18 protein-coding genes and 6 pseudogenes are annotated in these 17,750 nt (G+C 68.3%); 16 read left to right on the top strand and 8 right to left on the bottom strand.

Translation table 11 applies throughout. The features are described from left to right. Positions 1 to 13: 13 nt before the first annotated feature. Positions 14 to 124, bottom strand: coding sequence for a keywimysin-related RiPP (locus BG482_RS42595; protein WP_107102704.1), 111 nt, complete (start codon positions 122 to 124; stop codon positions 14 to 16). Between the two features lie 404 nt (positions 125 to 528). Here BG482_RS42595 and BG482_RS45155 point away from each other — a divergent pair. From BG482_RS45155 to BG482_RS42605, 3 pseudogenes are all read left to right on the top strand, one after another. Continuing rightward, positions 529 to 636 (top strand): annotated as a pseudogene (locus tag BG482_RS45155) (DUF6192 family protein); the annotation flags it as partial. Between the two features lie 4 nt (positions 637 to 640). Then, positions 641 to 1,068, top strand: a pseudogene (locus BG482_RS14305) (RacP protein). Positions 1,069 to 1,128: 60 nt separating this feature from the next. Next, positions 1,129 to 1,934: pseudogene (locus tag BG482_RS42605) on the top strand (IS5 family transposase); the annotation flags it as partial. Positions 1,935 to 2,233: 299 nt separating this feature from the next. On the opposite strand, the gene BG482_RS14315 reads toward BG482_RS42605, so the two are convergent. Further along, the gene (locus BG482_RS14315; protein ID WP_079141805.1) at positions 2,234 to 2,692 is read right to left on the bottom strand and encodes a nuclear transport factor 2 family protein; all 459 of its coding nucleotides are present in this window, start codon (positions 2,690 to 2,692) and stop codon (positions 2,234 to 2,236) included. A 58-nt stretch (positions 2,693 to 2,750) separates the two neighbouring features. After that, positions 2,751 to 3,482 carry an SDR family NAD(P)-dependent oxidoreductase gene (locus tag BG482_RS14320; protein WP_069769388.1) on the bottom strand — a complete coding sequence of 244 codons (732 nt, stop codon included), beginning with the start codon at positions 3,480 to 3,482 and terminating at the stop codon, positions 2,751 to 2,753. Between the two features lie 87 nt (positions 3,483 to 3,569). Between BG482_RS14320 and BG482_RS14325 the strand changes: the two genes are divergently transcribed. Then, on the top strand, positions 3,570 to 4,166 hold the full coding sequence (locus BG482_RS14325) for a TetR/AcrR family transcriptional regulator (protein ID WP_069769389.1): 597 nt from the start codon (positions 3,570 to 3,572) through the stop codon (positions 4,164 to 4,166). Between the two features lies 1 nt (position 4,167). Here the strand turns inward: BG482_RS14325 and BG482_RS40980 are convergent. From BG482_RS40980 to BG482_RS14335, 3 genes and pseudogenes are all read right to left on the bottom strand, one after another. Continuing rightward, positions 4,168 to 4,332 (bottom strand): annotated as a pseudogene (locus BG482_RS40980) (IS5/IS1182 family transposase); the annotation flags it as partial. 159 nt (positions 4,333 to 4,491) lie between these two features. Continuing rightward, on the bottom strand, positions 4,492 to 4,944 hold the full coding sequence (locus tag BG482_RS14330; RefSeq protein WP_079141806.1) for a DUF5959 family protein: 453 nt from the start codon (positions 4,942 to 4,944) through the stop codon (positions 4,492 to 4,494). A gap of 543 nt (positions 4,945 to 5,487) precedes the next feature. Further along, on the bottom strand, positions 5,488 to 6,072 hold the full coding sequence (locus BG482_RS14335; RefSeq protein ID WP_069769391.1) for a DinB family protein: 585 nt from the start codon (positions 6,070 to 6,072) through the stop codon (positions 5,488 to 5,490). A 290-nt stretch (positions 6,073 to 6,362) separates the two neighbouring features. On the opposite strand from BG482_RS14335, the gene BG482_RS43435 reads away from it, so the two are divergent. The 6 genes from BG482_RS43435 (at position 6,363) to BG482_RS14360 (ending at position 11,210) form a co-directional block, all read left to right on the top strand. Further along, positions 6,363 to 6,737: a hypothetical protein gene (locus BG482_RS43435; protein ID WP_141746574.1), complete on the top strand. Its 375-nt coding sequence runs from the start codon at positions 6,363 to 6,365 to the stop codon at positions 6,735 to 6,737. 638 nt (positions 6,738 to 7,375) lie between these two features. Continuing rightward, on the top strand, positions 7,376 to 7,963 hold the full coding sequence (locus BG482_RS45160; protein WP_176741374.1) for a helix-turn-helix transcriptional regulator: 588 nt from the start codon (positions 7,376 to 7,378) through the stop codon (positions 7,961 to 7,963). Between the two features lie 516 nt (positions 7,964 to 8,479). After that, positions 8,480 to 9,208: a DUF4142 domain-containing protein gene (locus BG482_RS14345; RefSeq protein ID WP_370745785.1), complete on the top strand. Its 729-nt coding sequence runs from the start codon at positions 8,480 to 8,482 to the stop codon at positions 9,206 to 9,208. Positions 9,209 to 9,494: 286 nt separating this feature from the next. After that, on the top strand, positions 9,495 to 9,728 hold the full coding sequence (locus BG482_RS45165) for a helix-turn-helix transcriptional regulator (protein ID WP_107450548.1): 234 nt from the start codon (positions 9,495 to 9,497) through the stop codon (positions 9,726 to 9,728). A 148-nt stretch (positions 9,729 to 9,876) separates the two neighbouring features. Then, entirely contained in the window at positions 9,877 to 10,461 is a 585-nt protein-coding gene (locus BG482_RS14355) for a sigma-70 family RNA polymerase sigma factor (RefSeq protein WP_069769393.1), read from the top strand. Continuing rightward, entirely contained in the window at positions 10,458 to 11,210 is a 753-nt protein-coding gene (locus BG482_RS14360; RefSeq protein ID WP_069769394.1) for an anti-sigma factor domain-containing protein, read from the top strand. The genes BG482_RS14355 and BG482_RS14360 overlap by 4 nt, the downstream gene beginning before the upstream one ends. A 51-nt stretch (positions 11,211 to 11,261) precedes the next feature. On the opposite strand, the pseudogene BG482_RS14365 reads toward BG482_RS14360, so the two are convergent. Further along, a pseudogene (locus BG482_RS14365) lies at positions 11,262 to 11,949 on the bottom strand (transposase family protein). Between the two features lie 447 nt (positions 11,950 to 12,396). On the opposite strand from BG482_RS14365, the gene BG482_RS14370 reads away from it, so the two are divergent. The 4 genes and pseudogenes from BG482_RS14370 to gvpJ form a co-directional block, all read left to right on the top strand. After that, positions 12,397 to 13,998: a sulfite oxidase gene (locus tag BG482_RS14370; protein WP_069769395.1), complete on the top strand. Its 1,602-nt coding sequence runs from the start codon at positions 12,397 to 12,399 to the stop codon at positions 13,996 to 13,998. 71 nt (positions 13,999 to 14,069) lie between these two features. Beyond that, positions 14,070 to 14,723 (top strand): fasciclin domain-containing protein, encoded by a 654-nt coding sequence (locus BG482_RS14375; protein ID WP_069769396.1) that lies wholly within the window; start codon positions 14,070 to 14,072, stop codon positions 14,721 to 14,723. Positions 14,724 to 14,855: 132 nt separating this feature from the next. Beyond that, positions 14,856 to 15,017 carry a hypothetical protein gene (locus BG482_RS40990; RefSeq protein WP_256096364.1) on the top strand — a complete coding sequence of 54 codons (162 nt, stop codon included), beginning with the start codon at positions 14,856 to 14,858 and terminating at the stop codon, positions 15,015 to 15,017. Between the two features lie 486 nt (positions 15,018 to 15,503). Beyond that, positions 15,504 to 15,869: pseudogene (gene gvpJ / locus BG482_RS14380) on the top strand (gas vesicle protein GvpJ); the annotation flags it as partial. A gap of 240 nt (positions 15,870 to 16,109) precedes the next feature. Here gvpJ and BG482_RS46140 read toward each other — a convergent pair. Then, positions 16,110 to 16,913 carry a DUF427 domain-containing protein gene (locus BG482_RS46140; protein WP_079141809.1) on the bottom strand — a complete coding sequence of 268 codons (804 nt, stop codon included), beginning with the start codon at positions 16,911 to 16,913 and terminating at the stop codon, positions 16,110 to 16,112. A gap of 90 nt (positions 16,914 to 17,003) precedes the next feature. Between BG482_RS46140 and BG482_RS14390 the strand changes: the two genes are divergently transcribed. Next, on the top strand, positions 17,004 to 17,252 hold the full coding sequence (locus BG482_RS14390) for a hypothetical protein (protein WP_141746576.1): 249 nt from the start codon (positions 17,004 to 17,006) through the stop codon (positions 17,250 to 17,252). A gap of 23 nt (positions 17,253 to 17,275) precedes the next feature. Further along, the gene (locus BG482_RS43915; RefSeq protein ID WP_176741376.1) at positions 17,276 to 17,440 is read left to right on the top strand and encodes a hypothetical protein; all 165 of its coding nucleotides are present in this window, start codon (positions 17,276 to 17,278) and stop codon (positions 17,438 to 17,440) included. Positions 17,441 to 17,750 lie beyond the last annotated feature (310 nt).

Consider the following 17,750-nt stretch of genomic DNA (forward strand, 5'->3'; position numbering starts at 1 on the left):
AGGACCGCCGTCGTCAGTTCTTGCTCAGGATCAGCCGGTCGTTGCCGGAGCGCCCCAGGAGCCCCGTCTCCTTGCGGAAGGTGCCGAGCCGGACGAGCGTGGGTGCCTCGTAGGCCTTCTTCACGACCACTCCTCACATTCGGGTTGCCGGCCACTTCCCCGAGCGACGGCGGCCCCGGGACCGCCCGGTGGGCCGCCGCTCCGGTCCGGGCTCATCGGGAGCCGGGGCCGGGAAGCGGACGCAACACCAGCTAGCGGCAGACCGAGCGCCCGGTGCAAGAGAGAAGGCAAAGCTCAGCTGATACGACGAATCCGGATTCCGTGCGGCGTACAACCCCGCGCGTGTGGTGACTTTCTCGCTGTTTCGTCCGGGGTTCAGATGTTCGCCCGCCGGAAGGAACGTTTTCAACTCCGGCGCGGCAAGTGCTCGTCGCACCGGTCGGTCGTTTCGGGCGACCGGCCGGGGCAGCGCCGCCGGGCGCATCCGTGACCTCCGCGCGTGCGCCGTGTGCTGCCGCCGAACGTGGCGAAGGCATCGCCCGCGTCCGCGCCACCCTCGACCGGATCGAGACGGCCGTCGACACCGGAAGGGTCGACGTCGACGGGGAACCGGCCCGCCTCCTGCAAGGCGAATAGGGCGGTGCCGCGCGCCTCGGAGCGCAGATCGGCGGCGTCCCAGCGGTACGCCGACACCATCCGGTTCGTGCTCTTCGAAGCCCGTCCGGCCGCGCTGACCTTCGTCCGGCTCGTCCGCTCCAGCGAGCTGACGCCCAGCCAGGCCCGCGCGGGCCTGGCCTGCCTGCGCGACATCATCGCCGAACGCAGCTGGCCGCCGTTGATCTGGACGAAGAAGGACGGCTACCGCTTCTGCACCGACACGGACGAACTCCAGGCCTACGAACTGGCGATCGTGAGAGAGAAGCTCACCGAGATCCGCCGCTTCATCACTGCTGTCGTCGGCTCGCACGCGGCCCTCCAGCGAAGGGACGGTGGATCAGGCACCTCAACACCCAGCTCGGCTCGGTCGAATCCACGCTCGACATCATCGCCGACCACATCAACGGCTGAGGGGGCCGGCCGCGAAGGGGCCGGCCCCAACCCCCTTACTTGGTGAGGGGAGGTTCGTGGATGGGCAGGTCCCGCTGCTATCCGTCCGACACCTTGGACGACGAATGGGCGCTCATCGAGGCCCTGCCGCCGCCCCCCGGCCGCCTGCGAGATGCCGACGGGGAGGACGTCCGGCGACGCACCCTCGGCGCCGCGAGATCGTCGACGCGATTCGCTACGTCGTCGATACCGGCTGCACGTGGAGGGCCCTGCCCAAGGACTTCCCGCCCTGGCGCGCGTGTTACGGCTTCATGGCCCGCTGGGCCGCCTTCGGGTGATCGGACAGATCCGCGACCAGCTGCGCAAACGCATCCGCCGCGAGATGGGCCGGGCCCCGGGAGCGGTCTCCACGGTGATCGACTCCCAGTCGGTCAGGGCCGCAGAGACCGTCGGACGGGACTCGCGCGGCTACGGCGGCGCGAAAAAGATCAACGGACGCAAGCGGCACCTGGTCGTCGGCGCCAAGGGCCTGCCGCTGTTCGTGATGGTCACCCCGGCCGACATGACCGACCGCGACGCCGCGAAGGAGGTCTTGTTCCGGCTGTGGCTGATGCGCCCCGAGATCACGATCGTCTGGGCCGACTCCGCCTACGCCGGACAGCTCGTGACCTCGTCGAAGTCCCTACTGGGCCTGACCTTGAAGACGGTCAGCCGCCCGAAGGACGCGAGCGGGTTCGTCGTCCTGCCCCGCCGCTGGGTCGCCGAACGCTCGCTCGCCCGGATCATGCACGCCCGCCGGCACGCACGCGACTACGAACGGCTCATCCAGCACTCGGAATCACTGATCACCTGGGCGGCGATCACCATCATGACCAGGCGCATCACCGTCGAAGCTCCCGCAGGAACGGACAGCCGGCACCCTGCGAAACGGTGCGGGACTGACCGGTTCCAAGGACAGCGTCCTCTCCTTGCTCCTGACCCGGGGAAGACCACTGTCCCACCACCGGCCATGCCCGGTCAGCCGGTCGGGGGTGCCCCCTCACCGAGGAAGGCCACGGTCAACCGTCCCTGGGCGTCCAACTGCGGTTGTCCGCCCAGCCGCACACTGGGTTCCCGGATTGAGCACTGCGACCTCGTCGCCATGCGGCCCCCGCCCCCATGACGACACCACGGTGCAGGCTGTCGACTAGAGGCTGGCGATGCTGTTCTGCACCGACTTACCCCAAGCCACACCTTCGGTATGGGTGTTGGCGAAGTCCGGATCCACGTAGATGTGGACCCTCTTGATGAGTTCACCCTCGAACTCGAACACATTGCAGAACAGCCCGAAGGAGGAAACACCGTCAGGGAAGTCCACGCCTGACGTCGTTGTTCCCCTTTCCACGCCCTCGACGATCACGTAGTTCCCGGACGACAACACGGTGAAGCCCTCGATCTCGTGCTTGAGCGACGCGATTCCCCGGCCGAGACCCTGAGCGAACGCTCCGATCTGCGCCTTCCCATATGCGATGCCGAACTTCGGGTAGAACATACGAGCATCGTCCGTGAAGACGTCGATAACCGCAGGGTTGCCGGCGTCCACCATGCGGAAGTAGTTGATAGCTATCTCTTCGCGACGCTTCTGAATATCGCTGGTGGCGTTCACTTTTCCTCCTGGTACGTGGTGTGTTGTGGCGCGCTCTCGCGCTGGTTGAAGGGCGCGGTCAGACCTGCGCCAGGCCTCCGTCGACGAACCAGTCGGCGCCGTTGACGAAGCTGGAAGCGTCCGAGGCCAGGAACGTCGCCACGGCGGCGATTTCGTCCGGGTGGCCGATCCTGCCGAGTGGCACCTGCGCGGCGAGCTGGTGATCCGGGCCTACGACGCCGACCAGGCCCGGGGTCTCGGTCGGGCCCGGGGTCAGCACGTTCACCCGGAACTTCCGTTCCTGCGCGCTGAGCGCCCAGCTGCGCACCAGATTGCGCACTGCTGCCTTCGATGCGCCGTAAGTTGCCAGGCTGGTTCCCGGGGAGAGCGCGTTGGTCGACCCTGTCACTATGATCGATGCGCCGTCCGACAGCAGGGGCAGCGCCTTCTGCACGGTGAAGATCGTGCCCTTCACGTTCGTACCGAAGGTGGCGTCGATGGCTTCCTCTGTGATCTCACCGAGACGCTGAGGGACAGCACTGCCGGCGTTGGCGACGAGCACGTCGACGCGACCCGCCTCCTCGCGCACGACAGAGTAGAGCTCATCGAGGTCCGCCTGTACCGAAACATCGGTCCTCACACCGGTGGCCGCCGGCCCGATCTCAGCGACGGCCGCGTCGAGCGACTCCTGACGGCGACCGGCCAGGAACACCCGTGCCCTCTCCGCGGCGAACCGCCTGGCGATGGCCAGCCCAATGCCGCTGCCCGCTCCGGTGACCACCGCGACCTTCCCTGCGAGTACTTCGGTCATCACACGCCCACTCCTCAGTTCTTGACTCGTTCGTCCATAACGCTAGACGTTATGGACGAACGAGTCAAGAATCGGTAGGCTGTCCCCATGGCGCGCCCCAGGAAGTTCGACGAGCAGCAGGTACTGGACACTGCCCGGGAGCGGTTCTGGTCGGGTGGGTACGCCGCCACGCGCATGGAAGACATCGCCGAGGCAACAGGGCTCGGCAAAGGCAGCCTGTACGGTGCGTTCGGCGGAAAGCAGGAACTCTTCCACCGCGTGTTCGACGACTACTGCACCTCCGTCGTCGACGCTGCGCGCCGACAACTGCGCGGCAACGACGCGGACGCCTACGCGCGGCTGTCCGCCCACGTGTACGCGGTGGCGGCGGCGACTGCCGCAGACACCGCCCGCCGCGGATGTCTGTTGGCCAAGGGCGCCGCCGAGCTGGCCGAACACGACGAGACGGTGGCCAAGCGGGCGCGTGCGGCCATCGAGGCGCTCCAGGCGCTACTGGAGGGCGACATCGCAGCCTGCCAGCGCAACGGCGACATCGCCGCGGACGCGGATCCGGGAAAGCTGGCTGCGCTGGTGCTCGCCGTGCTGCGCGGCATCGAAGCGCTGGGCAAGGCCGGAGTGAGCGAGGACACGCTGACCGATATCGCCCGGACAGCCCTTGCTGTACTGCCCCGCACCGCCCACTGAGTTTCAGGGGCCTGCGCTTGACGTCCGTGGTCAGCCAGGGAGCGCCGCCCTGGTAGGCGAGATCGGCCAGGATGGGGGCGCTCTGGCCCTCGCAGATCCGGATGATTCGGTGGGCTCGGGCGGCGGTCAGGTCGTGGGTGCGGCCCGGCAGTGCAGGTGAGAGCCGGACAGTTCCAGCCCCCTTGCCCACGCCCGATACGGCGGGCCACCCCACCCCGCCAAGGTCGCCAACAGGCCTATGGCAAATGGGAGTTCAGAAACAGGTACCACCGCGGTGCCGTGTCCGGGGGCGGCATTCCGGGCGGCTTGCTGCCCATCGTGGTGGTCACGGTTTGCGATGGGGGCTCCACTCGTAAGCCCCTGGTGCCGTCTCGACGACTTCGCTGGGCCAGGTCAGTCGGACCTGTTCCAGGCGCCCGCGATGCTCGGCGATCCAGTCTTCCTCGGGTCGGGTTCCCAGGGCTGCCGTCAGGCGGTCCGGGTCGCTGACCTGGATCGACAGCCGGCCGTCGTCGTGCACGTGGATCTCGAGGCTGAGGCCGCGGTCTCCGCCGATGCTGACCGTCCGGCCTGGTCCCAGGTTGGACAGCTCCTGTTCCCAGGAGTCCAAATCACGCTGGAAGAGGTAAAGGTCGAGGCGGGCGTCGACGAAACTCGCGGACACAAGCACGTTCGCGTGCAGAATGTCGTGGCCGGTCAGCACGCCCGGCTGGGACCGTCCTGTGACGCGCACGACGCAGCGGTTCCCATCCGGATCGGCGAGGTGGATCAGATCCATCGGAGCGGGTTCCGTCATTGAGGTGCTCGCTTTCGTGCGCCGACGTGGGCTGCATCGTCTCCTGTCGCCGGACGAGCGACACAGTCGGGCCCAGGCCTGGAGAGTCAGGTGCCCAGGGGCCGAGCCGGCGCGGCAAGGTTGCCGATGTCGCGCTTGACCAGGGACACACGCCGTCGGTCGGGTTGAGGCCGGGCGCCTGACCACATAGCTGAACGACGGTGAGCCACTCGGCGTTGGCGTCGATGAACTCCCGCAGCGGCTTCGTCAGATGCAGTCGGACGTTGTCCCAAGTCAGCATGATCACCCAGCCGGATGCGGGCCCGGAGGATCAGATCACGGGAATCGAGCCAGCCCAAGCCCTTCGGCCGGCCCCTGCACCCGGTGTACTCCCGGACCGCATAGAACAGCTGGGACGGCTCACCAGGCTTGCAGTAGGTCATGCCCGCCATCGACCCTCGCCCGGAACCCGCGGCCGCGCACCCGCACCCGCACCACCGGCGTGTAGCCTCGGCGGCCCCCGGTTCCGGCACGCGGCGCAGCCTTTTATGCCTCGACTGACGCGGCTGATCTGGCAGCCTGCTCGATCCTCGCGCAGTAGGCGGCGCGGGCCTCCTCATCGATGTGCACCTCATGTTCGGGGCGCATCCCGGTTCGGCCGTCGACGCCTTCGCGCAGGATGTCGGCGTGCCCGGCGTGCCGGTTGGTCTCGCTGAGGACGTGGACCATGACGGCGAACAGGTTCGTGCGGGGATGCGGCTCCGGCCACCACGGCACGTGGCCGGGGGCGTCGAGGGGAAGCTCGTTGATCGTCACGTCCGAGTGTTGCCACGTGCGACGGTAGAACTCGATGATCTGATCGCGGGTCTCGTCCTCGGTCGCCCACAGATCGCTGCCTGCGTGGTCCTGCCACCGGGGTAACGGTTCGGGGGAGGGGCGGTCGAAGACCTCGCCGAAGTACCTGGCCTCGACGCCGGCCATGTGTTTGACCAGGCCGAGGAGGTTGGTCCCGGTCGCGGTCAAAGGTCGACGGGTGTCGTATTCGGACAGGCCCTCGAGTTTCCAGAGCAGTGCCTTGCGGTCCCGCCGCAGTCTCCCGTGCAGGTTGTCCTTCGCGAATTCATCGATCATGCGGCATCAGCCTGCCATGGGCTGGTCATGGTCTCAAGATCCCTTACATGGTCCGCAACGACTGGCAGAGCCGAGGGCGGGCCATGGTCACCGCACCCTGAGCGGCTACAAGAAGCTCGCGAAACCTGCCATGCGAGACAACCTGTCGGCCCATTGGATGGACAGGTTTGTCCATCGCGGTCGCAGCTTCGGCACCCCCTAGTTCTGGGGATTCACCCATCACCCACGTCCGGGCATGCTCCGAGGCGAACACACCGCAGCAGGACTGTTCGGGAGAGGGAGAGACGACGATGAGATTCGCCATATGGGGTCGTGGTGCCGTTGTGGCGGCATTGAGCGCTGGTGCTCTGGCGCTGGCGACGGGGAGCGCGTCTGCTGCAGCGGTGATTCCGGTCACCACGGGCTTCGGGCCGAGCGTCTACAAGACGGCTCATACGCGCGACGGCAAGGTGGGAGTTCCGGATCTTCGGGCCGGGGATTCCATCTTCGCGGACTGCTGGGATCGTGGCGACAATATAAACAACCGTGGAAACGTGTGGTACCACACGTTGTCCGAGCGTTACACCGCTACCACCGGGCAGGAGTTGTTCGTCGAAGGATGGACGTACGGTGCGTACGTAGACGGGAACGAAGCATTCCACGAGAGAAGCATTCCGGAGTGCTGACGGTGTGAGTCGATCTTTCTGGTGCCGAAAGGGCTCTCTCGGGCCGGCGGCTTGGCGGTGCTAAAGGGAACCAAGACCTCCGGTTCCGTTTTTTGGGGGGTCGAAAATTCGCCAAGAACGCTTCGATGTCGGTCAAAATTCCCACATGGCTGGATCGGCGCGATGCGCCGATCCACGCTGTCCCCGTGGAGTCTTCTCCGAGGTCTATGCCCCATACCCTTTCGGCGGCCACTGCAGAAACCGCCACCACTGCGGAGCTGGGGAGTGTTATCTCACAGTGGATCAAACGGTTTCTCCCGCACGACGGATACATGTTGAGAGGCATCGACCCGCTAACAGGAGCGGCATGTTTCCTGGCCAAGGAACATGGTTACGGAGCCGCTTTCTACCGCGCGCTGGAGACTGAGGAGATCCTGGGCCAGGAGCAGCACACGGTGACCAGCATGATGCGCAGTTCCCGCTCCGTTGCCGTCCTCGCGGCGCGAGACCTCCCGAGCTCGCGAAACCTCAGTCTCGAACACGAAAGGATAATGAAAGCCACTGAGGTCGGAAGTGAAATGCGGATCGCGCTCACTCTCGGAGGCAGGGCGTGGGGGGTCTTGGTCTTGCTGAGGGAAAGAGGCGGCAGACCTTTCACGATGGCCGAATCACTGCGTGCCACGCAGCTCTCCGGAACTCTGGCCGCGGCATTGAGGCAGCATGTCGCAAGCCGATTCTTGCGTCCCGTCCGCAATGCACCTGCGCCGGGTGTCGTGCTGATCGACAGGCATGACACCGTGAGCGCTGTGACCGGGACGGGGCGCGAGTGGGTGAGCCGGCTCGCACCGAAAAGCGCGACAGTAGACGACGAGGAGTTATTTGCGCACATCTGGAATATTGCGCTGGCTGCGCGCCATCCGGGGAGGCAGGCGCTGAGTCGCGTACCCGGTCCCGACGGTTGGATGGTCCTGCAGGCCCAACCGCTCGGTGAAACGCTTTCCGGCAGCATTGCAGTGACTATTCAACCCGCCTCCTCCGACGTGCCGTTGCCCGCGGCTGCCGTCCTGTATGGACTGACCGTCAGGGAGCAAGCGGTCATTGAATGTGCTCTCGATGGGGCGGCTGTCAAGCAGATCGCCCGTAGTTTGAATATCTCACTGCACACTGTGAATGATCACCTGAAGTCCGTGTACCGGAAAACTGGAGTCAACAGTCGCGAAGAGCTCATCGCAAGTCTCTCACTGTGACCGTCAGGAGCGACCGATTGACCCTTCACGTCTCTGGCATGGTGCAGGGCCTCGACCCTCCATATCTGCTTACGTCGCTGACGAGCCGGGAAGCGCCGTGTGTGCGGGAATGGATGTGGCCCTTCCCGGCCGCCGTCACATGATCGCCGCAAGGACGCCCCATCCCGATAGGGGCGAACGGCCCATGTTTCCGCTCGCAGTTGGGGCCGAACGGCCCCTCTCTGCGCCGCCGGAATGGCTTCGACGGGCGGCGACGCCCGGGTCGCGCGCTGCCGTCCACTGGCCAGGAACATCGACCACGAGGGGCCGGTGCCGTTGAGCTGAGCCCTCGAACGACACATGCCGCAACGGTGCGAGATCCGTTCATATTGCACACGCCGGCGTATTCACCCGCTCCGCGGCATCCTCCAAGCCGTCTGGTCGATTTTGCGAACCCATTGCGAATCCAAGAGATTCTGCCGGGGTCCGTATCCGTACTTCTGCGCGTGCGGGATCCGATCCGGATCAGGAGACACGGTGTTCGTTTCACGGAAAGTCGCGGGAACTTTCTTCCTCGGCGGTGGGATCGCCTTCACTCTCGGCTCGCTCCTCTACCCCTCCATGCTCGGAGTTCAGAAGGTCGGCAGCGCACCCGACCGGATCATCGCCCGCCCGGCGACCGGACCGTTGACGGAAGCCGACCGGGACTTCGTGGTCCAGGTGCGGGCGGCCGGACTGTGGGAGTACCCCGTCGGTCAGATGGCGGTACAGAAGGGCACGACCAAGGCGGTCAAGACCGCCGGGGAGCACCTGATCGCCGGGCACGGTTCGCTGGACGCCGTCTGCCGCGGCGTCGCCGGCGAGTTGGACATCACGCTGCCCAACCAGCCCTCGCCGCAACAACTGGGCTTCGTAGCCCAACTGAAGGGCGACACGGGCAAGCAGTTCGATGCCGACATGGCCACCATCCTGCGCGCGGCACAAGGGCAGATCCTCTCCACGATCGCGGGCGTCCGCACCACCACGAAGAACTCGCTGATCCGCGTCCTGGCGGACAAGACCAACGAGACCGTCATGGACCACATCACGATCGTGGAGAAGACCGGCCTCGTCGACTTCGACAAGGCTCTCTCCCCGTCGACCAACCCGCCCGGCATCCCCGCCCAGGACACCACCCCACCGCCCCCGGTAGTGGGCCAGTCCCAGATCGTCCTTCCCCTGCCGGCACACAGTGCGGCCTCGCCCGGGTCCGCCGGCGGGGAGTGAGGACGCCGGCCGAACCTGCCGCAGCGATCAGGCCGTCAGGTTCGGCCCCAGCCGCGTGCCGTGCTCCAACGGCGCGCGGCTGACCGGTGCCTCTCCGGGCGCCGCCACCGCCGTACCGGCGGTCCGCACATACGTGTCTGCCTGCCCGCTCAGCCTGTTCGGAGGGCGTGTGAAGGGGTCGGACCGCCGTTCACGTTCTGAAGGGTGTTGAACAGGCGTGGGTTTCCGCATGGGCTGAGCGGTCGTTGCGCTGCCCGGACCTGCTGGGCTCCCGGCGGAACGCGGCGTGACCTTGCCGCGCGAGCCCGTCTGCCGCACGGTGACGCAGCCGCTCGAGCGGATGAACACAGGCACCCTGGTCGCGCTGTGTGACGTCCTCGGGTGCGCGCCGAACGATCTCATCAAGCCGAAAATAGTGCATATACGGCTCAAGAAGACCGCGGATGGACAATCCGAGCCACTGCCGCTCAACTTGGGCGTGCCCAGGGGAGCGGTCGTGCAGCCTTGCTCCGTCCCGTGAGGTGGATCGCACCCCACCGGCTGACCCGGACCGCGCTGGTCCCGGACCTCCGTCATCGCCGTCAGAGAATTGGTCACGAGCGCAACCAATCCAAGTGGCCTGCGGGAACGGATTAAGCCCGGACATGTCCCGACGGTGGAGGCCCTCGGTGAAAGAAGCAGTGCATATCATCAGAAAACCCTCTGAGGGGCCTGACCTGCAGGAACTCGTGGGGCAGGTGGCTCTGGGGGACGAGGACGCGTTCGCCCACGTGTACGACATCGTGGCGGGCCCGGTGCTGGGCGTCGTGCGTGCCGTGCTGCGGGATCACGCGCAGTCGGAGGAGGTGGCCCAGGAGGTCCTGGTGGAGGTGTGGCGGACAGCTCCCCGCTACCGGCCCGATCGCGGGACCGCGGTCAACTGGATCCTCACGCTGGCGCACCGCCGGGCGGTGGACCGGGTGCGTTCGGTGGACGCCGCGATGGCCCGGGACCACAAGGCCGCACTGCTGGACAAGGTGCCGGAGTACGACGAGGTAGCCGAGCATGTCGAGGCACGGCTGGAGCGGGAGCAGGTGCGGCGCTGTCTGCGCACGTTGACCGAACTCCAGCGCCAGTCCGTCACTCTCGCCTACTACCGGGGCCTGACCTACCGCGAGGTCTCCGAGGCGCTGGGGCTCCCGCTGGGGACCGTGAAGACCCGACTGCGCGACGGACTGATCCGGCTGCGCGACTGCCTGGGGGTGACCGCGTGACGACCATCGACCTGCACCGGCTGACAGGCGCGTACGCCCTGCACGCCCTGTCCGACGAGGAGAACGCCTCGTTCGAACGGCACCTCGTGGGCTGCGAACCCTGCACGCAGGAAACGGCCGAGCTGAGCGCGACCGCGGCCCGGCTGGGACTGGCCGTCACCGCGCCCGCCTACCCGGCGCTGCGCGAGCAGGTGCTGCGCCGGATCACCACCGTCCGCCAGGACACGCCCGGCACGCCCCTCCGGGTCCTCCCGGAGCGTGCCGGGCTGAAGGCCCGGCTGCTGTCCCGATGGGCGCTCGCCGCCTTCCTCGCCGCGGCCGCGGCGCTCGGCGGGACGACCGTGTGGCAGCACCAGCAGGCTGCGGACGCCCGCGCCGAGGCACGCCAGGCGTCCCGGAGCGCCGACGAGATCGCCGCCGTACTCGCGGCGCCGGACGCCCGGACGCGGGCCACCGAGCTGGCCGGAGGCGCCACCGGTACGGTCGTCGTCTCCCACAGCCGGGACAGGGCCGTGTTCGTCGTCTCGGGAATGGCCCGTCCGCCCGGCGGCAAGGTCTACCAACTCTGGTTCGACGACGGGGGGACCATGCGGCCCGCCGGGCTGATGGATCCCGACCGCCGTGACCAGGCCGTCCTGATGCAAGGCGACGTCGACCGGGCGTCGGGCATGGGCGTCACCGTCGAACCCGGGGGCGGCTCGAAGCAGCCCACCACCACGCCGCTCGCCTTGATGGCCTTCCCCGGCTGAGTGCGGTCCGGTGGTGCGCTCGGTGCGCGGGCCCCCGGCCACTGGGCGTTTTCAGCGTTGCTTTTCCAGGGTGAGGACGGCTTTGGTGATGACGCTCATGCGGTCGGGGCTGATGCGGGATCTGCGGAAGAGCTGCCAGGACTTCAGCCGTGCCATGCCTCGTTCGACAGGTGCCCGGGCCGCGGACAGGGCCCGGTTCTCGGTCCGTTCGGTGAGGGTGAGTTCACCGCCTGGCGGGCGGCGCTTGGCGGTGGTGACACAGTCGCCCGCACCGATGTAGGCCACGTCGGCGAGGATCGGGACGCCCTGGCGCGCACAGATCCGGAGGATCTTGTGGGTGCGGGCGGCCGTCAGATCGTGGGTCCGGCCCGGCAGTGCCGGCGACAGCCACAGGATCTCACCGGCCGGGTCGGTAACGACCTGCACGCGTTCACCCCGTGCCGCTTGTGTTTCGAGGAGTAGTCGGCCCTGCCGTCGCCGACGCGGTCGCACTCGGCGAGCGTGCCGTCCAGGAGGACGAAGTCCGGGTCGTGCGCGCGCAGCGTCTTCAGCAGGCCGGGCGCCTGCTCGGCGAGCGGACCGGTGACCGCGGTGACACAGGCGTAGGCGGTGCCGACGGATGTCCCGAACGCTCTGGCGATACGGGCGAGGGTGTCATGGCGGCGCAGGTACACGAGTGCGCACGGCGGTGCGGCGGGAGTTTGCACCGCCGGCCACCCTCACGGGTGACGATGAGCATCGTGACCCACTCGACCAGGGCGTGGGGCAGGTCGAGTGCGGCAGGATACGGAACCGACAGGGCTCCTGAGCTGCTGAGTTGAGACGTCGAACACCTCGCTCAACGGCACGGGAGCCCTGTCCGTTGCGCACCCGACGTCACCCCGCCCCCGTCACCCGATCAGTGACCACACTGAAAACGCTCCCTGGGCGGCTCTTCTCGTCCCGTCTTACGAAGGTCGGTCTTCTCAAGCGTTGGACACCGTGGGGCGTTCGCCGTCACGCGGGACTTCGGGCCGCGAGGGCCCGACGGATGCCGGCGACCGCCGTCGCATTCGACGACCGGCCAAAAGAATAGAGATTCTATGGGTGATCCGTAGCCGAAGAGGGCGCGGATTGGTGGGAAAAGAAAATTCATCCGATCGTGGGTGCGACCAATCCGGCGGGGTTTCAGGACCGGATTCCCCACGTGACCGAGAACGAGAAGAATCCCCGCCGCCGACCCGGTCCGGTCCGGCTCCTGCTGGGCGCGCTCAGCGGTGCCCTGGCCGGGTGTGCAGCGCTCGCGGTCGCCGAGGCCGTGGCGGGTGCGGTCCGCCCGCAAGCCGGTCCGGTCGTCGCCGTCGGCGGCGCCGCGATCGATCGCACGCCCGCCGCGGTCAAGGACTGGGCGATCCGACATTTCGGCACGGACGACAAACTGTTCCTCCAGCTGGGAATTCTCGCCGTCCTTGCGCTTTTCGCGATGTCCCTGGGAATTGTCGGACTGTGGTTCCGCCGCACGGCGGCGGCCGGTGTGCTGCTGTTCGGGGCCGTGGGAGCGCTCGCGGCGACCGGAAGGCCCGACTCGACCGGGGTCACGGACGCGCTGCCCTCGGTGGCCGGGGCCGTCGCCGGAGCCGTACTCCTGTACGTGCTCACGGGCCGCCTCGAACGCCGTACGGAAATCGGCGCGCCCCCGACGGTCCCTTCCGTTGGGGACTGGGACCGCCGCGGCTTCGTGATCGCGGCGAGCACGGCGGCCATGGCCTCGGCGGGAGCCGGTCTGCTGAGCCGGTCCCTGTCCAGGGCCGGCGGCCGGGACGCGGTCGCCTCCCGGCGGAACGTGGTGCTGCCCGCGCCCGCATCCCCCGCCCCAGCCGTGCCGAAGGGCGCGGGACCGCGGATCCCCGGCCTCAGCCCGTTCGTCACGCCCAACGCGGACTTCTACCGCGTCGACACCGCCCTCGTGGTGCCCAAGGTGGACGCGACGACGTGGAAGCTGCGGATCCACGGCAAGGGCGTCACCCGTCCGGTCACGCTCTCGTACGACGATCTCCTGCGCAGCGACCTGGTCGAGCGCGCCATCACGTTGACCTGCGTCTCCAACGAGGTCGGCGGCCCCTACGTCGGAAACGCCCTCTGGATCGGCGTACGCCTGGCCGACCTGCTGGCCGAGTGCGGGGTGAAGCCCCCCTCGAAGGGCGGCCACGCCGACCAGTTGGTGGCCCGTTCCGTGGACGGCATGACGATCGGCAGCCCGGTCGAGGACGTGATGGACGGCCGTGACGCCCTCCTCGCCCTCGGCATGAACGGTGAACCCCTGCCCTTCGCGCACGGCTTCCCGGTCCGCATGGTGGTGCCCGGCCTGTACGGCTTCGTCTCCGCCTGTAAGTGGATCAAGGAAATCGAGCTCACTACGTTCGACTCCTACGACCCCTACTGGGTCAAGCGCGGCTGGGCCCGCAAGGCGCCCGTCAAGACGGAGTCGCGCATCGACACGCCCAAGCCGTTCGCACGGCCCGCGACGGGCACGGTGATGGTCGGCGGCGTCGCCTGGGCCCAGCACCGCGGCATCGAGAAGGTCGAGATCCGCGTCGACGACGGCCCCTGGCAGGAGGCCCGACTCGCCGCCGAGGTCACGGCCGACACCTGGCGCCAGTGGACTTTCCCCTGGCAGGCCACCAAGGGCGGCCACACCCTCACCGTGCGAGCCACCGACCGCACCGGCGCGGTGCAGACCGAGAAGCGCACCCGCACGATCCCCGACGGCGCCAGCGGATGGCACTCCGTGGTCGTGACCGTCGACTGACCTCCCAAGCCACTTTCCCCTTTCCCCATGTCGAGGCAGCTCAGGCTGCTCCAACCAACAGGAGAACCACCATGAACACCCGTATCCGCCGTACCGCCGTGACCTTGGCCGCCGCGGCCGTCCTGCCCCTTGCACTGAGCGCCTGCTCCGGCAGTGGCAGCGACTCCACGTCCTCCGACTCCTCCACCAAGGCGTCGGTCTCCGCCTCGGACGACGGCATGGCCGGCTCCGGCAGCACCGCCTCGGCGGACCAGCCCTTCGGCACGGCCTGTTCGGCGGTGCCGAAGACCGGTGCCGGCTCCTTCGACGGCATGGCCCAGGCCCCGGTCGCCACCGCCGCGTCCAACAACCCGGCCCTGTCCACACTGGTGGCCGCGGTGAAGAAGGCCGGACTGGTCGACACCCTCAACAACGCCCAGAACATCACCGTGTTCGCCCCGACCAACGACGCCTTCGCCAAGATCCCCAAGGCCACCTTGGACAAGGTCCTCAACGACAAGGTCCAGCTGACGAAGATCCTCACCTACCACGTCGTGGGCCAGAAGCTGACTCCGAAGGACTTGGAGAAGGGCTCCTTCGACACCCTGGAGAAGTCGAAGGTGACGACCTCCGGTTCCGGCGAGTCCTACACCGTCAACGACTCCGTCAAGGTGGTCTGCGGCAACGTCCAGACCGCCAACGCCACCGTCTACATCATCGACAGCGTCCTGATGCCCACCGGCTGACGCGGCGTCATCGGCGGGGKGCCACGCGTGTGGCGCCCCGCCGATCTGTTTCTGGCCACGCGTCACAGACACGCCCGGGCCGCTTCCAACGAGCCGGGAGCCCATCGAGGTCGAAGCCGAGAGGAACCCGCGATGACCGCGCGGACCGCACCCGACCCCGAGGACCTGTCCACCCCGCAGACCGGCAGGCCGCCCCACACCACGGCCGTGGACGGCGGCACGGCCGGGGCCGACCAGCCCGCGCCCGACCGGGGTCGGACGTCGATGCGCCCCTTCACGACGACGTCGTCGTGAAGGGGCGCATCGACGTGAAAGACACATGAGTCGAGCTCGAGGTTCAGGCCCTGCTCGGCCTCCCAGCGGCGCCCTGCCTCACCAGGCAAGCGGGCGCGCGAGACGAACGGCCTGTCGACCGGTAGCGTGGCTGAGCCCTTGTTCTCGGTGCGTCCGGGACGGGGGTGGTGGACATCGCGGCGGCCGACCACATGACCGCCCTTGCGACTCCGCCCCTGGCAGCCAGGTCCCCCGGATACCCGACGCGTTTCCGTCCCACGGGCGACCGCTGCCCGCTGCCCGCTGCCTTCGACGGATGTGCGTGCCGTACCGCCGTCCTCACCGCTACCGGCCGGCTAAAGGGGCGTCGTCTGCGAGGCCTGACCCCTCGCTCAGCCCGCAACGACGTTTGATCGCGGGCGGCCGGGCTATCCGTACGCATGGCCTGCGTCGCAGTGAAGGGTAGGCGTCGAGGGGACAGCGTAAGAGGTGAGGGGTTGGCCGGCGATGACCGTGGCGACGCAGCAGAGCGGTGGGGGCGGTTCCAGTGGCCTGTACGACGTCCTGGAACTGATTCTTGACCGCGGATTGGTCATCGACGCCTGCATTCGGGTCTCTCTCGTCGGCATCGAGCTACTCAAGATCGACATACGGATCGTGGTGGCCAGCGTCGACACCTACCTTCGCTTCGCCGAGGCTTGCAACCGCCTCGACCTGGAAGCCGGACCACGCAAGCCGGTCGGGCTGACGGAGCTCGCGGGACAGGCGACGCAGGCCGGCGCCGACGGCTAGAGCAGGGGAGCCCTGGCCGGTGCCGCGGAGACGATCTCCGACTCGTTCCAGCAGGAACATGGCGAGGGCCGAGCACGCCAGGTCGGCCCAGCCCGGGATGACGCCAGAGTCGTCCCGCGCGCGGGCCCCGGGCTGCTCGTGCACACACGCGTCCGGCTCTCTGGTGAGAACGGGGGATGCCCCGAATTGCTCGGTCCGGCGCAATGAGCCTCGGCTCGGTCGCTTCAACTGAGCTGGACCGGGCCCGTGTGCGTCCACCGCGCTCTCGCCGAGGTGGAGGCGGCCGCGGTCCTCGGCCGAGCGGATCTCACCGTCGCCGTCTCACCACAGTCGGGTGCCCGGTGCGCCCTTGAACGGCCCACGCACCTCTGCGGTGATCCAGCCGCCGTAAAAGTCCCCCTCCTGCGCCGTCACCTCCTCCCCGTCAACCGTGCAGCGGTCCACGCGGCTCGGGTAGAAGGCGAGGAAGCCGGCGAGGGGTGCGTAGCCGGGCTCGGGTCGGGGATAGCTCCACGCGGCGCGAGCACGTACGTCGTCTCCCCGGACGACGTCCCAGTACCGGGCCGACCCCTTCCATTCGCACCAGGTCCGGCCCGCGACCGCCGGGAACAGAAGCTCCGTACGGACGTCCCGCGGCGGGATATAGAACACGGGGGGATGGCTGGTCTCCAGTACCCGGATGGCCCTGCGGGTCTCGGCCACCACCTGTCCTGCGCACTCCACCCGCACCACACGGTCGTCCTCCCGCATGACGGGCGGCCTCGGGTAGTCCCAGACCGACTCGGGCGTCCGCGGGGCGGAACGCGGCACGGGTTCTTCCAGCCGGTCCAGATACACCTCGTCCTCGTAGCACCAGGCCCATTCCCGGTCACGTGCCAGGGTGCGTGCGACCGGGTGTGCGCTGGAGTCGAAGTGGCCCGTGGCGTGCGCGCCAGGAGAGCTGTCGCTGCAGCCCACGTGGCCGCACGTCAGGCACAGCAGCAGATCAGCCACAGCCGGTGCGCTTCCGCGCGCCGCGCAGGACGCGCACGTCTCACTCAGCGGGGGTGGGTCCGCCGTCCAGGTGTGGGAGCAAGGTTTACCCGCAGGCCGTCCGCCATCGGGCCGGGGCGCCCATCTCGTCATCGGTGATCACCAGCCTGTGCAATCGATACCACGCTTCTCGGCAGCGCTGCGCCCCCTGCCTACGCCCGTGTCGGTCACGCTCTCTCCTCTGTGGTTCTCGTCCTCCACACGGTTCGCCCCGACACCGCACAGGAGATGCAGGCCACCGGACAATTCGTCCACAGCGGTGACGTCCACGCCGGAAGCATGCGCCACCCGGAAGTGACCATGGCCGACATCGTCCGAGAGGCAACCGGCCTCGTCGGCCCGCGCGACCCGGACCTTGTCATCGTGCAGCTGACCGAGCTGACCGAGCTGACCGAGCTGACCGAGTTGACCGAGCTGACCAGGCCGCACTGACAGGGGACGCCTACGACGACGGCGTGGTCACCGGCATGAAACAGCAGCTCAAGGAGCGCAGCCCGGCCGGGGCGATCTTCCGGCGCTTCGGCCGTTCCCGCACCCGGACGCTTCTGGAGACGATCGGCGTCCCCCCCGGTCGGGAAGCCCACCACACCCCGTCGGCAGGCCGCGTACGCAGCCCGTGAACGGGAGGACAAGCAGCAGCCGCGCCGCGGCCGGCCGGTCCAACGCCGGCGGTCGTGAGATATGTCAGGGCGACTCATCAGTCGCACGGCAGACCGAGCAGGTCAGCTGCCGGGCCGGCAGGTCGGGGTGACTTCGCAGGGTCTCGTCGGCCCGCGCAGCACCTTCGTCTCCGGGCGTACGTGACCGGCAGACACGCCGGATCGGCGCACACAGCAGACGGCAACCACCGGCAGGATGCGGCCGGGGCTACCAGACCCTGTCCCCGTTCGGGCTGCACGCCCGCCCCGGATGTGGTGGGACGGGCACGGA

Source organism: Streptomyces sp. LUP30, assembly GCF_001746365.1.
In the GTDB taxonomy this organism is placed as follows: domain Bacteria; phylum Actinomycetota; class Actinomycetes; order Streptomycetales; family Streptomycetaceae; genus Streptomyces.